Genomic DNA, 13206 nt, shown 5'->3' with positions numbered 1-13206 from the left:
CTTCGCGCGGGCGCTTTCGAGGCCTGAACGGCGGGACGGGCCTCGACCCTTTCAGGGCCTCGTAAGACTCGGCACCGAAAGGCCGCTCCTGTTCGTGAAAGCGATCAGACGCCAGGCCACCCGGGCGGTCGAGTCGGCATCCGACCCGGACCATCGAATGCCGACGAAACCCGCATGCGTCGAGTCTTACGAGACACCTCCAAGGGTTGAGACCCGTCTCGCCGTGTACTCACCCCCCGAACATCACCTGCGAGACCGTATAGATCGCCAACCCCGCCAAACTGCCGACCACCGTGCCGTTGATCCGGATGAACTGCAGGTCACGCCCCACCTGGACCTCGATCTTCTTACTGGCCTCCTCCGCGTCCCAGCGGGCGACCGTATCGCTGACGATGGTGGCGATCTCGTCGGCGTAGTTGGCGGCCAGGTAGCGGGCGCCGCGCTCGATCCAGCCGTCGACCTTGGCCCGGGTCTCGGTGTCGTCGCGCAGGCGTTCGCCCAGCTGCTGCACGTTCTCGGCGACCTTGCGGCGCAGGGTGCTGTTCGGGTCGTCGGCGGATTCGAGGATCAGGCGCTTGGCCGCCCGCCAGGTCGCCTCGGCGAGGCCGGTGATCTCCTCGCGGCCCATGATCTCGGTTTTGATCCGCTCGGCCTTGGCGATCATCATCTCGTCGTACTGCAGGTCGTGGGCGAAATCCTCCAGGAAACGGTTGGCCGCCAGCCGGACCTCGTGATCGGGGGTGGAACGCACCTTCCAGGTGAACTCGACCAGCTCCCGATACACCTTCTCCGACAGCAGGACGTTCACGAATTTCGGCGCCCACTGCGGCGCCTCACCGTTGACGATCCGGTCGATCGTCTCCTGGCTGCCGAGCGCCCACTGGTGGGCGCGTTCGGCGAGCAGGTCCAGCAGCGGCAGCTGCCGGTTGTCGGCCAGCAGCTCGGCGAGGACCCGGCCGATCGGCGGACCCCACAGCGGTTCGGCGATCCGTTTCACGATCGTGTTGTCGATGACCTGTTCGACGTCCTCGTCGCGCAGCACCCCCACGACAGCCCGCAGAATCGTCGAGCTCTCGTCGGCCACCCGGGCCGCGTTACCGGGCGCGGCCATCCAGCGCCCGATCCGCCACGGGATCTGCGCGGAGTTCACCTTCGCGGTGACCACCTCCGGAGACAGGAAGTTGGTGCCCACGAAATTGCCGAGACTGGCCCCGAGCTGATCCTTCTTGCGGCGGATGATCGCGGTGTGCGGGATCGGCAGGCCCAGCGGATGCCGGAACAGCGCCGTCACCGCGAACCAGTCGGCCAGCGCGCCCACCATCCCCGCCTCGGAGGCCGCGCGCACATACCCGACCCAGTCGCCGGCGCCCCCGCGCGACTCCAGCCACCGGCACACCAGGTAGATCACCGTGGCCACGGCCAGCAGGCCGGTGGCGACGGCCTTCATCCGCCACAGGTCACGTCGTTTGGCCGCGTCGTCGGTGAGGGTGGCGAATACGCCCGGCGGTTCCGCCGACCCGCCGGGGCCGGTCGTCCCGGGAGCGGAATCGAGCACCGCACTACTACCGGTCGGTTTCTGCATACTCCCCATTCTGCTGTGTTCATGGCGCCGCCTGCGGCGGCGCGGGGGCGAGGCCCGGTTGCGCCGACCGCACAGCACACACCGCTACGGTCCTGTCCGACCATATTCGCCCGCTGGGTCGCCGGACCCGCGCTGAAGTGTGGGATCTGCCGCACAGGCGCCAAACGAACCACCTGGGCAGGGATGGGGCCTAGAGTGGAACGCACGTCAACCGTCCGGACCGAGGAGCCCCACGCTGTCCACCGAAGACCTGCTCGATATCGGGACATCCGCCGATCGATCGGCGCCGGTGCGCACCCCGCGGACCGACGGGCGCAAGCGGCGCTGGCGTCAGCACAAGATCGACCGCCGGGAGGAGCTTGTCGACGGCACGCTCGCCGCGGTGCGGACCCGCGGCGGGAACGCCGGTATGGACGAGATCGCCGCCGAGATCGGGGTGTCCAAGACCGTCCTCTACCGCTATTTCTCCGATAAGAACGACCTGGTCAACGCCGCGATGCAGCGGTTCATCGAGATCACCCTGATGCCGCGCGTGTACGGCGCGATCAGCCTCGACGCCGACGAATATCAGCTGGTGCGGTCGGCGCTGGCCGAATACGTGGGCGCGGTCGACGAGGACCCCGAGGTGTACCGGTTCATCATGGGCACCGGGTCGGGGGATCCGTCGTCGCTGGCCGATTTCGAGAGGTTGTTCGCGGAGGTCGTCGCGGCCGCCATCACCGAACGCGGCAGTGCCCGCGGTATCGAGACCGAAGGGGTGATGCTGTGGTCCTATGTGCTGGTCGGCGGCATCCAGCTCGCGACGCACTGGTGGACCACCCACAAGACGCTGCCCCGGGAAGAGGTCATCGACTACCTCACGATGATGGTGTGGAGTGCCATCGAGGGCATGGCGCGCGCCAGTGGTTCGCGGACCAAGTTCGCCGAACAGGAGCATGTGCTGCCCCCGGTCTCCCCCGACGACCAGGCCGTCTGAGCCAGCGGGCCGGCCTGGCTCGACAACCCGGCCGGGTTGGCTAGTCTGATTGCCGTGCGGTGACGCGGAACCGGTTGTTGTGTCCGCTGTCGTCGTAGGCGCGCGTCGGCACCAACGGAGGTACCTCGATGGCGAAACAAGTGCCGACATCCCGGCTGGCCCGCGGCACCAAGCTGGGTGCGGTGGCGGCCGGCTCGATGATGCGCAAACAACGCGCCCGGCTGTCGATGCGCGGCCGGTCCGAGGCCGTCCGGGCCCGGATGGCCGAGGAGTCGATCCTCCGCAGTACCGAACAGCTGGTCATGGTGCTGGGCACCATGAAGGGCGTGGCCATGAAACTGGGCCAGATGATGTCGGTGCTGGACCTGGACCTGGTGCCGCCGGAGCACCGGGAACGGTTCCAGAAACGGCTCGCGGTCCTGCGCAACGCCGCCCCCTCGGTGTCCTTCGAGGCCATGCGCGCGGTGATCGAAGAGGACCATGGGCAGCCGCTGGACGCGGTGTTCACCGAATTCGAACCCGAGGCCATCGCGGCGGCCTCCATCGGCCAGGTCTATCTCGCGCGGTTGCACGACGGTCGTCAGGTCGCGGTGAAGGTGCAGTATCCGGGCATCGATGCGGCGGTCCGGGCGGATCTCAAGAATCTGAACATGTTCCGGCGGGTCCTGCAGTCGGCGATGCCGTGGGTGACCCCCGCGGTCCTCGACGAACTGCGGCTGAACATGGAATCCGAACTGGACTATCACATCGAGGCCGAGACCCAGCGCGATATCGCGGACCTCTACGCCGACCACCCGTTCGTCGTGGTCCCGCGGCCGGTCCTCGAGCACAGCACCAGGCGGGTACTGGTCACCGAGTATCTGGCCGGTACCGCGTTCGAGGACATCCGCCGGATGCCGCCGGCCGAACGCGACCGGGTCGGCGAGATCATCTATCGCTTCTATGTGGGGTCGCTGTTCAATTTCAACGAGTTCTGCGGCGACCCGCACCCGGGCAATGTGCTGCTCGCCGCGGACGGCCGGGTCGGGTTCCTCGATTTCGGCCTGTTCAACCGGATGGATCCAGAACATGTCCGCTTCGAGGCGATCTGCCTCTGCGCGGCCGCCGAGGACCGCGGCGCGGATCTGCGGGATCTGATGATCCAGCGCGGGGTCATCGACTCGGCGGACGAGATCGGGGTCGAGGAATGTCTGGAGTATGTGCTCTCGGCGTCGGAATGGTGCCTGGTGGACCAGGAACTCACCATCACCCCGGAACTGGCCAGTGGCGCGTTCCTACTGGCCGTGGACCCACGGTCCAGCGAGTTCTCCGGTATGAAACAACAGAATCTGCCGCCGGAGCATCTGTTCTCGCGGCGAGCCGATTTCCTGACCTTCGGCATGCTGGGTCAGCTCGAGGCGACCGCCAATTGGCATCGCATCGCCCGGGAATGGTTGTACGGCGAGGAGCCGGCCACCGAACTCGGACGTCTCCATCGACAGTGGCTGGCCCAGCGCCGGCCGGCCAAACGCGGTAAGCGCCGTACGGGTTAGCACCGCGGCACCGGACATTTCCAAGGGGTTTCCATCCATGACCGACACACGTGAGTTCGACCTGGTCGTCTTCGGCGCCACCGGCTTCGTCGGCAAGCTCACCGCCGAGTACCTGCTGGGCGCGGCACCGGCCGGGGCGCGGATCGCGCTGGCCGGACGTTCGGCGGACAAACTCGCCGCGGTTCGCGACGAGATCGGTGCCGCGGACTGGGGTCTGGTGGTGGCCGACACCACCGATCAGGAGTCGATGGACGCCCTCGCCGCCCGCACGACCGCGGTCATCACCACGGTCGGCCCGTACCTGCGCTACGGAATGCCGATGGTCGCGGCCTGCGCGAAGGCCGGGACCCACTACGCCGACCTCACGGGCGAGCCGCTGTTCATCCGCGACGCCATCGACACCTACCACGACGAGGCCGCGCGTACGGGTGCCAAGATCGTGAACTCGTGCGGCTACGACTCGGTCCCTTCGGACCTGAGTGTCTACCAGCTCTATCGGCGGTCGGTCGCGGACAATACCGGCGAGCTCGGCGACACCACCCTGATCGCGACGCTGCGCGGCGGTGTGAGCGGCGGCACCGTCGATTCCGGCCGGGCGATGATGGAAGCGGTCGCCGCGGACAGATCGAAGGGCGCGGTACTCAGTCATCCCTATTCGCTGAGCCCGGACAAATCCATGGACCCCGACGTGGGCCGCCAGTCCGACCTCACCCTGCAGCGGGCGCGCGAGATCGACCCGAGCCTGGACGGGTGGGTCGGCACCTTCGTCATGGCCTCGCACAACACCAAGATCGTGCGCCGGAGCAACGGCCTGCTCGGCTGGGTATACGGGAAGAATTTCCGCTACCGCGAAACCATGGGTGCCGGCAATTCGGTCCTGGCTCCGGTGATCGCGGCGGGTATCTCCGGCGGTGTCGTCGCCGGAATGGCCCTCGGCGGTCTGCTGTCCCGGTTCGGCGCGGGTCGCGCGGTGCTCGACCGGGTACTGCCCGCGCCGGGTACGGGTCCCAGCGAGGCCACGCGGGAGAGCGGCTGGTTCCGCATGCGCACCTATACCCGCACCTCCTCCGGCGCCCGGTATCGCGCCGATTTCGCCGGTCTCGGCGACCCCGGATACAAGGCGACCGCGGTCATGCTCGGCGAGAGCGGTCTCGCACTGGCCTTCGACGACAAACCGGAACTCGCCGGTGTGCTCACGCCCGCCGCGGCCATGGGCGACGCGCTGACCGCACGCCTGCGCGCGGCCGGTATGACGATCGATGTCGAGCCGCTGGGATGAACCTCGCTCGGCGCACCATGAACGCCCCGGCGCTGGCGGCGGTCTACGAAAGGGTCTGGCGGCCTACGGTGTTCTATCTGGCCACCGGCCGCACCACCGCCGCCGATCGCCGGTTCGCGGTGGAGTCGCTGCGCCTCGACAGGGCGCGGCGGGTCCTGGACATCGCCTGCGGGCCCGGTAATTTCACCCATTTCCTGAGCGAGCACGTACCGGCCGACGGGTACGTCACCGGAATCGACTATTCGCCGCCCATGCTGGCGCGGGCCCGCACCGACAATGCCGGGCCGCGCGCCGGATATGTCCGCGGTGACGCGCGCTATCTGCCGTTCGCGGACGAATCCTTCGACGCGGTCTGTTGTTTCGGTGCCCTGTACCTCATCCCCGATCCGCTGGTCGCGGCCCGGGAGATGATCCGCGTGCTGGCGCCCGGCGGCCGGATCGCCATCACCACCAGTCATCGCCCGGACAACCCGGTCGGCGAATTGACCCGGCTCACCGCAGGAGTGAGCGGGCTGCGCATGTTCGGCGGCCGCACCTTCCCGGACCTGTTCGCGACTTCCGGACTGGTCGATATCGACCAATCCATACACCGGTTCTTCCAATACGTCACCGCCACCCGCCCGGCCGCGGACACGGTGGGCCACACGGCCCATCGTCCGGCGACCTCCGGCGTCTGACGGATTCGCGCGAGAAGTGTTCGGCCCCTTGCCACCCCTCGATTCGCTGCTGCCCACCGCCGGTCCGGCGTGCGCCAATTCACAGCCGAATCCCCATGACCGGCATGTTTTCCCCCGCGTGCGGGGCTACTCGTCGGTAGAGTCACCTGACGTACCCACGGGCGGGAAGGGGGATTCCAGATGTCGGTACCGGAGGTGGGGCAGAGCACGGCCCGCCGGCTCTACTGCGCGGCCACGGCCGGGGGTGACGATTCGTTCACTCTCGCCGAAGACGTCGCCCTGCGCCTGGCGCGGGCCTGCGACACCCTGGTCGCGGATCTCGAAGCGGCGCGGGCCGGAGGCCACCATATCGCCGAAACAACCGACACCGCCGGCTTCCCCGACCTACCCACCGGGCATGCCCTCGCGGCCGGGTTCCGCGGAAAGGCAGTGCAGTACCTGGACACCCTCACCGCACTTCAGGAGACGGCGCTCTGCTTCAAAGCCGCCTACCTCGCCGCGGGCGGCCGGCTCGCCGAGGCCGATCTCGCCAACCGGGCCGCCCTGGCTGTGGTGGCGGCACATCCCGGTCTCGGCCGCGCCGACGAGGACGTCCATGGCTGAACCCGCGGGCACCGATCCGCCCTTCGCACCCGAACGCGAATGTTTCGGCAGTTTCACCCATCAGGAGATCTGGGATCGGGTACACGAGGTCCTCGATCCCGGTGCGCTCGGGAGCGCCGCCGCGGCATGGCGGTCGAACGCCGACGCCGTAGCGGACGCCTTCGCCACGTTCACCGACGCCACCCGGCGCGAATTCGCGCGCTGGTCGGGACATTCGGCGAACGCGGCCCGGCAGGCGACACGGGAGTTCATCGCCACCGGTGACGAAACCCACGAGGCGTGCCGCGCACTCCAGCGCCTGATGGAGGGCAATACCGAAGCGGCCCAGACATTGCGGTCGGCGCTGGCCCCACCGCGACCCTATCGGCCGCTCGACGATCCGGCGGCCGAGGCCGTACACGGCGGCCGCCGCCGGATGGACCACGATATCGCCGCCGCCGCGGCCGCCGCCGACGCGCAGGACGCGATGACCACCATCTACAACTCCACCCTCCCGGCTTCCGGCGACCGGGTGCCCCGGTTCCCCGACGCGTCCACCGGCGCCGGCGGCGGGAGCCCGCGCAAGTGAAGTGGATCCTGACCCCGGACGAGTTCAGTTACGTCTGGGCCAATGAAACAAGCCTGGAACGCCGGCCCTACCCGGTGAATCTGGCCCCGGCCAGCGCCGTGCGCACCGAATCCGAACTGGATTCGCTGCGATTACCACAGCGGTTCGCCAGACAGGCCGACCCGGATCTGGCAGCCGCGCTCATGCTCTGCGCCCGCCCGGACGCCACCGCAGTAACGATTTCCGGGGAGCGACCGGCGCTCCCCGGCGACGGCGACCAGCCGCATACCGAGCAGATTCTCGGCTTCGCCGCCGTCATCGATCACCACGCCGCCGTCCTGCACGCCACACCCACGAAGGTCACCGTTCACATGTGTCACGCCCAGGACCTCGGGGGCCGGCTGGTCCAGCTGATCGGTTCCGCCCGCCCCGGCGCCCACGGCCCGTTCCACCAGCCCCAGGACGCGGTACTCACCGACGCACCGCTGTCCGTCCACGACGGAGACGGAGACGCCGCCCGGTTTCGCGCGGCGCTGCGCGAACCCGTCGACGCCCGCGGTTTCATCACGGTCACCGTGGCGCCGGACGACCCCATGTCACCGCCCACGCTGCACCGCAGCTGGCTCGATATCCGAGACGACGGCCGCTATCTGCTCACCACCGCCGATGTGCTGGTCCTCGCACCGGTCAGCGATGCGGAGTTCGCCGACAACCTGCAGAGCCTGGCCCGTATCCGCGGCAGCACGCCCGGATTGTGATAGGTCTGTCCGATGTCCGAGCAATGGAAAGTACCCGCGAGCCGGGCCCTGCGCGCCGACGGCCTGCGCATCGCCGATATGGACACCTCGGCCCGGCCCGGCTTCGACGGTCGCAAGAAGGACGGAGAAACCCTGCTGGCCGAACGTGCCGAGGTACTGGCCGGCCTGCAGGAGAAGCTCTACGCCAACGGCCGCTCCGGTGACCGTCGCAGCGTGCTGCTGGTGTTACAGGGAATGGACACCGCCGGCAAGGGCGGGATCGTGCGCCATGTCATCGGCTCGGTGGACCCGCAGGGCGTCGACCACGCCGCGTTCGGGGTACCGACCGACGAGGAGAAGCGGCACCATTTCCTGTGGCGCATCCGCAAAGCCCTGCCGCGCGGCGGACAGCTCGGGGTGTTCGATCGCTCACATTACGAAGACGTCCTGGTCGCCCGGGTGCACGAACTCGTGCCCGAGGCGGTCTGGCGACAGCGCTACACCGAGATCAACGATTTCGAGCAGGAGCTGACCGAAGCGGGCACGACACTGGTGAAGGTCGCCATGTTCGTATCGCTCGACGAACAGAAGAAGAGGCTGCGCGAGCGGCTGGAACGGCCGGACAAATACTGGAAGTTCAGCCCCGGCGATATCGACGAGCGGGCCTATTGGCCCGCCTATCAACAGGCCTATCAGGATGTGCTGGACCGGACCTCGACCGGCTACGCACCCTGGTACGTACTGCCTTCCGACGCGAAGTGGTACTCGCGGCTGGCCGTCACCGAACTACTCATCGAGGCGCTCGGGAGTTTGGAGCTGAGCTGGCCGCCGGCGAATTTCGACCCGGCTGCCGAACTGCGCCGGCTCGACACAGCCTGACCGGCACGGATCGGTGAGTTATGGAAACTCTCAGCAAGCCGGACAATGATGGGCGATGCGCCGGGCACCCCGGCGCACCCTGGCGATCCTACGGGTGGTCGGGGCAGGCGAGGCGAGGAAAGGCGTGGTGAACGCACGGTGAGCAAAAACCCCGGGCGGCCGAATCCGCTGGCGGCGGGTGCGCGCGCGGACCGCAACCGCAAGATCGCGATACAGGTCGGCGTGGCCGCTGTGCTGGTGGCGCTGGTCGCGGCGATCGGTATCGGCCTGGCCGTGCGCAACTCCGGTTCCGACGATGTGGGCGCCGTCCCGGCGGTGGCGACCGACAACGGCGCCATCCGGGTGGGGCAGCCCGACGCGAAGGCGACCGTGCGGATCGTCGCGGATATGCAGTGCCCGGTCTGCAAACAGTTCGAGGCCGATCACGCCGAACTGCTGAGCACCTCGGTCGCCGACGGTACCGTCGCGATCGAGTACAACATCGTGGCTTATCTGGACAAGATGTCCAGCACCGAATACTCGACCCGGGCCGCGAACGCTTCCTACTGCGTCGCCGAGACCGGTACCGACAAATACCAGGACTGGCTGACGCTGATGTTCCAGCAGCAGCCGCCCGAAGGCGGCGCCGGCCTGACCGACGAGCAGCTCGTCGCCATCGCGCAGCAGGCGGGTTACACCGACCCCGCCATCGCCGACTGCATCACCGACCGTACGTACGAGGGTTTCGTCGGCGCGAAATCCCAGGAGTCGCTGGACGAGGGGATCGACGGCACCCCGACGGTTTTCGTCGACGGTGAAAAGGTCGATCTCGCCCTGAAGCAGGACCGGTCGGGCTTCGACACCGCGCCGCTGACCGCCGCGATCCAGGCGGCTGCGGGCCGGTGATCCGGACTTCGCCGCCTGCCGCCTGGACAATGCTGCTGTGCGGTCTGGCCGGTTGGATCGCCGCGTTCGTCCTGCTGGTCGAGGACTTCAAACTACTCAGCGAGCCCGGCTACATCCCGTCGTGCAGCTTGAATCCGGTGCTGTCCTGCGGTTCGGTGATGGCGACCGATCAAGCGGCGGTACTGGGTTTCCCGAATCCGATCATCGGGCTGGCCGGGTTCTCGGTGGTGGTGACGCTGGGTGTGCTCTCGGTCGCGGGGGTCGGGCTGCCCCGCTGGATCTGGACCGGGCTGTGGCTGGGTACGGTCGCGGGCACCCTGTTCATCTGCTGGCTGATCTTCCAGAGCCTGTACCGCATCAATGCGCTGTGCCCCTACTGCATGGTGGTGTGGGCGATCATCACGCCGCTGCTCGCCGTACTCACCGAACAGTTGTGGGGTAACGATCGGGGCGCGCTGCGAGTGGTCGCGGAATGGCGCTGGACCTTCGTCGCGGTCTTCTACGCCGTGGTGCTCGTGCTGGTGTTCCTGCGCTTCCAGGACTACTGGCTGTCGCTGTTCTGAGCGCGGCGCCGGCCGCCCTAACCCGGCGTGCCGGCGACCAGCCGCACCGCCACCAACCGTTCCCGGCCGTCGGCGGCGCGCACGCCCAGCCGCACCGTTTCGGCGGGTTTGCGGCTGTCGATGGCCGCGCGCAGTGCACCGGCGCTCGTGATGGCACGACCATCCAGCGAAGTGATGATCTCCCCGGCCGTCAGACCCGCGACCTGTGCGGGCAGCCCGCGAATCGCCATATCGACGCGGGCTCCGAGCGGACGCGCGTCGGAGATGAGTACCCCGAGGGTGGCGGTGGGACCGATGTGCACGGAGTCGGTGGGCGTGCCGGACCGGATCTGCCGCACGATCCGCATGGCGGCGTCGATGGGCACCGCGTATCCATTGGGTGGGTCCTCGGCCGCTCCGGGCGGCGGGTCCCGGTTACCGGAGGCCGCCGCGATCACGCCGACGACCGCGCCCGTGGAATCGGTCACCGCCCCGCCGGACTGGCCCGCGCTGACCGCGGCCTCGATCTCCAGCATCCCGGTCAGCGCCTGCCGGGACAGATCCTGCTGGTTGAGGGCCATGATCGTGCTGTCCAGGTCGCTGATCTCGCCGGTGACGGCGGTGGCCGTGCCGCTGCCGCCGGCGTTACCGATGGCCAGGACCTCGTCCCGGACCCGCAGCCCGGCGGAACTGCCGATCCGCGCGGTGGCCAGCCCGCGCGCGCCCGTGAGGGAGAGCAGGGCGATATCCGCGTGGGCGTCGTACCCGAGCACCTCGGCGGTGTACACGGCACCATCGGACACGCGACTGACCCGGACCGTTCTGGCGCCCTTCACGACATGGTGGCTGGTGAGCACCTGCCCCTCTCCGGTGAGGACGATGCCGGATCCGGCCGCCGCGGCACCGAACGGACGGGCGGCGGCGGTGATGTTCACCAGTACCGGTGAGATACCGCGCGTCACCTCGCTCGCGTTCAGCGGCGGACGCGGCTCGGTCCGCGCCGGAGCGGCGACGGTAGCGTGGCCGGGCTGCGGCAGGCCGGGCAACTCGCCCCGATAGCCGAACAGCGCTCCGAGGGCCAGCACCGCGGCGAACACGGTGATGAGCACGCGGCCCCCGCCGGTGGGCCCGCGGGAGCCGGTGCTCTGCCACTGTTTGTCCAAGGAGCCTCCCGCTGACGCAGCCGATCACGACCATTGTCGCCCGGATCGACGCCCGGCCGTCGAGTTTCCTCCCCTTGCCGCAAGTTATCCACAGGCGTCCCCAGTTATCCACAGGCCGGCGGAGCCTGGGGGAACATCGTCCGGATACCTGTTGATTCGTTACCTGCGCACCCCCGCGGTCACATCCGTGTCACACTCGCGCGGCGGCGCTTTACGGTGTCCGGGCGAAAACCGGCCCGTGGGTCGGCCTCTGCCCGGACGAACCGCCCGAGCGGCGCGATCGGGAATACGCCCGGCTCGTTATCCGGCGGAAACCGAATCAATAGAATTCCGTATCCCGGCCCCGGCCGCCCGGAAATTTATCCACAGCCGCCCGGTCTTCGTCCACACCGTGGAGCCGGGTTTTCCACAGGCTTCTCCACAGTGTGGATAATCGCCGTGGCGAGCCGAAATCCCTTTGTTCGATGACGGCCGATTGTTCGATGACGAACGATCGAAACGTCATTCCCAGACCGAATCCGCGGTCTCACACCAACGGAAACACTCAGATGGTGGCGGTATCTACGACGAACCGATACCGCACATCACTGGCCACCACACGCTCGTACGCACTGTCGATCTCATCCGCGGAAATCAACTCGATTTCCGCCCCGATTCCGTGTTCGGCGCAGAAATTCACCATCTCCTGCGTCTGCTCGATACCGCCGATCATCGAACCCGACAGCGAGCGCCGGCGCCCGGCCAGCACCCGGGCCTGGACCTGGAGCGGGGCCTCCGGCAGCCCCAGCACGACCAGCGTCCCATCCAGTCGCAGCAGCTTCATGTAGTCGTTGATCGGCAGATCCGCGGCGACGGTGTTGATGACCAGATCGAAACTGCTGCGCAACTGCCGGAAGACCGCGGCGTCGCTGGTCGCGTAGTAGTGGTCGGCGCCGAATCGCTTTCCATCGTCCTGTTTGCTCAGCGAATGGCTGAGCACCGTCACCTCGGCGCCCAGCGCGGCGGCAATTTTCACACCGATATGACCGAGCCCGCCCATTCCGATGATCGCGACCTTTTTCCCGGGCCCGGCACCCCATTGTCGTAAAGGCGAATACAGGGTGATTCCGGCGCACAGCAGCGGCGCGGCCACCGACAGATCGATACCCTCCGGGATGGCGACCACGAAGTTCTCCGTCACCACGATCCGAGTGGCATATCCGCCCATGGTGTGTCCGCCCGGCTGCACCTCCTCGGGCACCCGGGAGTTGTAGGTCATCACCGCGCCACGGGTACAGAACTGCTCCTCACCCGCCAGGCACGGCTCGCACACACCGCAGGAGTCCACCATGCAGCCGACACCCACCCGGTCGCCCACCCGGTGGCGGGTCACCGCCGAACCCACGGCGGCGACGGTCCCCGCGATCTCGTGCCCCGGCACACACGGATACGCCGCGCCACCCCACTCGTTACGGGCGGTGTGAATATCGGAATGGCAGATCCCGGCATATGCGATGTCGATCAGGACATCGTGGGGCCCGAGCTCCCGGCGCTCGATGGTGACCTTCTCGAATGCGGCGTCGGGGCCGGCCATCGCGTAAGCGGCTACAGCAGTAGTCATGCGTCCATGCCTACCGGCGCATACCTGATTTGCCAAGGCAGGGTGACCTTTCGGCGCCGCATGGTGAAGGTAGGCGTGGGCTTGCTCGCGAAGGTGCTGTGTTTTTTGGCGGCGCCTGCGGCGCCGCGGGGTTGAGGCCCCCTTGGTCTCGCCGTTTCGGCCTCGAGACTCGCGCCTGCGGCGCATGCGCTTCGAGGCCGAAAC

13 protein-coding genes are annotated in these 13206 nt (G+C 68.1%); 10 read left to right on the top strand and 3 right to left on the bottom strand.

From position 1 onward, the window contains the following. Positions 1-229: 229 nt before the first annotated feature. Entirely contained in the window at positions 230-1447 is a 1218-nt protein-coding gene (locus ABZV91_RS30800; RefSeq protein ID WP_355249251.1) for a DUF445 family protein, read from the bottom strand. Between the two features lie 424 nt (positions 1448-1871). On the opposite strand from ABZV91_RS30800, the gene ABZV91_RS30795 reads away from it, so the two are divergent. From ABZV91_RS30795 to ABZV91_RS30750, 10 genes are all read left to right on the top strand, one after another. Then, positions 1872-2558, top strand: a complete 687-nt coding sequence (locus ABZV91_RS30795) for a TetR/AcrR family transcriptional regulator (RefSeq protein WP_355249250.1) — start codon at positions 1872-1874, stop codon at positions 2556-2558. 128 nt (positions 2559-2686) lie between these two features. Further along, positions 2687-4090 carry an AarF/ABC1/UbiB kinase family protein gene (locus ABZV91_RS30790; RefSeq protein WP_355249249.1) on the top strand — a complete coding sequence of 468 codons (1404 nt, stop codon included), beginning with the start codon at positions 2687-2689 and terminating at the stop codon, positions 4088-4090. 37 nt (positions 4091-4127) lie between these two features. Beyond that, the gene (locus ABZV91_RS30785; protein WP_355249248.1) at positions 4128-5369 is read left to right on the top strand and encodes a saccharopine dehydrogenase NADP-binding domain-containing protein; all 1242 of its coding nucleotides are present in this window, start codon (positions 4128-4130) and stop codon (positions 5367-5369) included. Next, entirely contained in the window at positions 5366-6046 is a 681-nt protein-coding gene (locus ABZV91_RS30780) for a methyltransferase domain-containing protein (protein WP_355249247.1), read from the top strand. Before ABZV91_RS30785 ends, ABZV91_RS30780 begins: the two co-directional genes overlap by 4 nt. 180 nt (positions 6047-6226) lie before the next feature. Continuing rightward, positions 6227-6649 (top strand): hypothetical protein, encoded by a 423-nt coding sequence (locus ABZV91_RS30775; protein WP_355249246.1) that lies wholly within the window; start codon positions 6227-6229, stop codon positions 6647-6649. Further along, positions 6642-7217, top strand: coding sequence for a hypothetical protein (locus ABZV91_RS30770; RefSeq protein WP_355249245.1), 576 nt, complete (start codon positions 6642-6644; stop codon positions 7215-7217). Before ABZV91_RS30775 ends, ABZV91_RS30770 begins: the two co-directional genes overlap by 8 nt. Further along, positions 7214-7954 carry an ESX secretion-associated protein EspG gene (locus ABZV91_RS30765; protein ID WP_355249244.1) on the top strand — a complete coding sequence of 247 codons (741 nt, stop codon included), beginning with the start codon at positions 7214-7216 and terminating at the stop codon, positions 7952-7954. Before ABZV91_RS30770 ends, ABZV91_RS30765 begins: the two co-directional genes overlap by 4 nt. 12 nt (positions 7955-7966) lie before the next feature. Further along, a complete protein-coding gene (locus ABZV91_RS30760) occupies positions 7967-8812 on the top strand; it encodes a polyphosphate kinase 2 family protein (protein WP_355249243.1) in 846 nt (281 codons plus the stop codon). A 138-nt stretch (positions 8813-8950) separates the two neighbouring features. After that, entirely contained in the window at positions 8951-9697 is a 747-nt protein-coding gene (locus tag ABZV91_RS30755) for a thioredoxin domain-containing protein (RefSeq protein WP_355249242.1), read from the top strand. Continuing rightward, positions 9694-10260, top strand: coding sequence for a vitamin K epoxide reductase family protein (locus tag ABZV91_RS30750; protein ID WP_355249241.1), 567 nt, complete (start codon positions 9694-9696; stop codon positions 10258-10260). The genes ABZV91_RS30755 and ABZV91_RS30750 overlap by 4 nt, the downstream gene beginning before the upstream one ends. 17 nt (positions 10261-10277) lie before the next feature. Here the strand turns inward: ABZV91_RS30750 and ABZV91_RS30745 are convergent, their stop codons facing one another. Together ABZV91_RS30745 and ABZV91_RS30740 are read right to left on the bottom strand one after the other, a co-directional pair. Further along, a complete protein-coding gene (locus ABZV91_RS30745) occupies positions 10278-11402 on the bottom strand; it encodes a trypsin-like peptidase domain-containing protein (RefSeq protein WP_355249240.1) in 1125 nt (374 codons plus the stop codon). 544 nt (positions 11403-11946) lie between these two features. Further along, positions 11947-13002 (bottom strand): NAD(P)-dependent alcohol dehydrogenase, encoded by a 1056-nt coding sequence (locus tag ABZV91_RS30740; RefSeq protein WP_355249239.1) that lies wholly within the window; start codon positions 13000-13002, stop codon positions 11947-11949. Positions 13003-13206: the final 204 nt, after the last annotated feature.

The organism is Nocardia sp. NPDC004568, from assembly GCF_040609955.1.
Lineage (GTDB): Bacteria > Actinomycetota > Actinomycetes > Mycobacteriales > Mycobacteriaceae > Nocardia.
This window is presented reverse-complemented; position numbering and strand designations above follow the sequence as displayed.

What these genes read in the sequence shown, in the direction of transcription:
- ABZV91_RS30800 (WP_355249251.1), bottom strand. Translation starts at nt 1,447, where the DNA reads ATGAAGGCCGTCGCCACCGGCCTGCTGGCCGTGGCCACGGTGATCTAC.
- ABZV91_RS30790 (WP_355249249.1), top strand. Translation starts at nt 2,687, where the DNA reads ATGGCGAAACAAGTGCCGACATCCCGGCTGGCCCGCGGCACCAAGCTG.
- ABZV91_RS30785 (WP_355249248.1), top strand. Translation starts at nt 4,128, where the DNA reads ATGACCGACACACGTGAGTTCGACCTGGTCGTCTTCGGCGCCACCGGC.
- ABZV91_RS30780 (WP_355249247.1), top strand. Translation starts at nt 5,366, where the DNA reads ATGAACCTCGCTCGGCGCACCATGAACGCCCCGGCGCTGGCGGCGGTC.
- ABZV91_RS30775 (WP_355249246.1), top strand. Translation starts at nt 6,227, where the DNA reads ATGTCGGTACCGGAGGTGGGGCAGAGCACGGCCCGCCGGCTCTACTGC.
- ABZV91_RS30770 (WP_355249245.1), top strand. Translation starts at nt 6,642, where the DNA reads ATGGCTGAACCCGCGGGCACCGATCCGCCCTTCGCACCCGAACGCGAA.
- ABZV91_RS30760 (WP_355249243.1), top strand. Translation starts at nt 7,967, where the DNA reads ATGTCCGAGCAATGGAAAGTACCCGCGAGCCGGGCCCTGCGCGCCGAC.
- ABZV91_RS30740 (WP_355249239.1), bottom strand. Translation starts at nt 13,002, where the DNA reads ATGACTACTGCTGTAGCCGCTTACGCGATGGCCGGCCCCGACGCCGCA.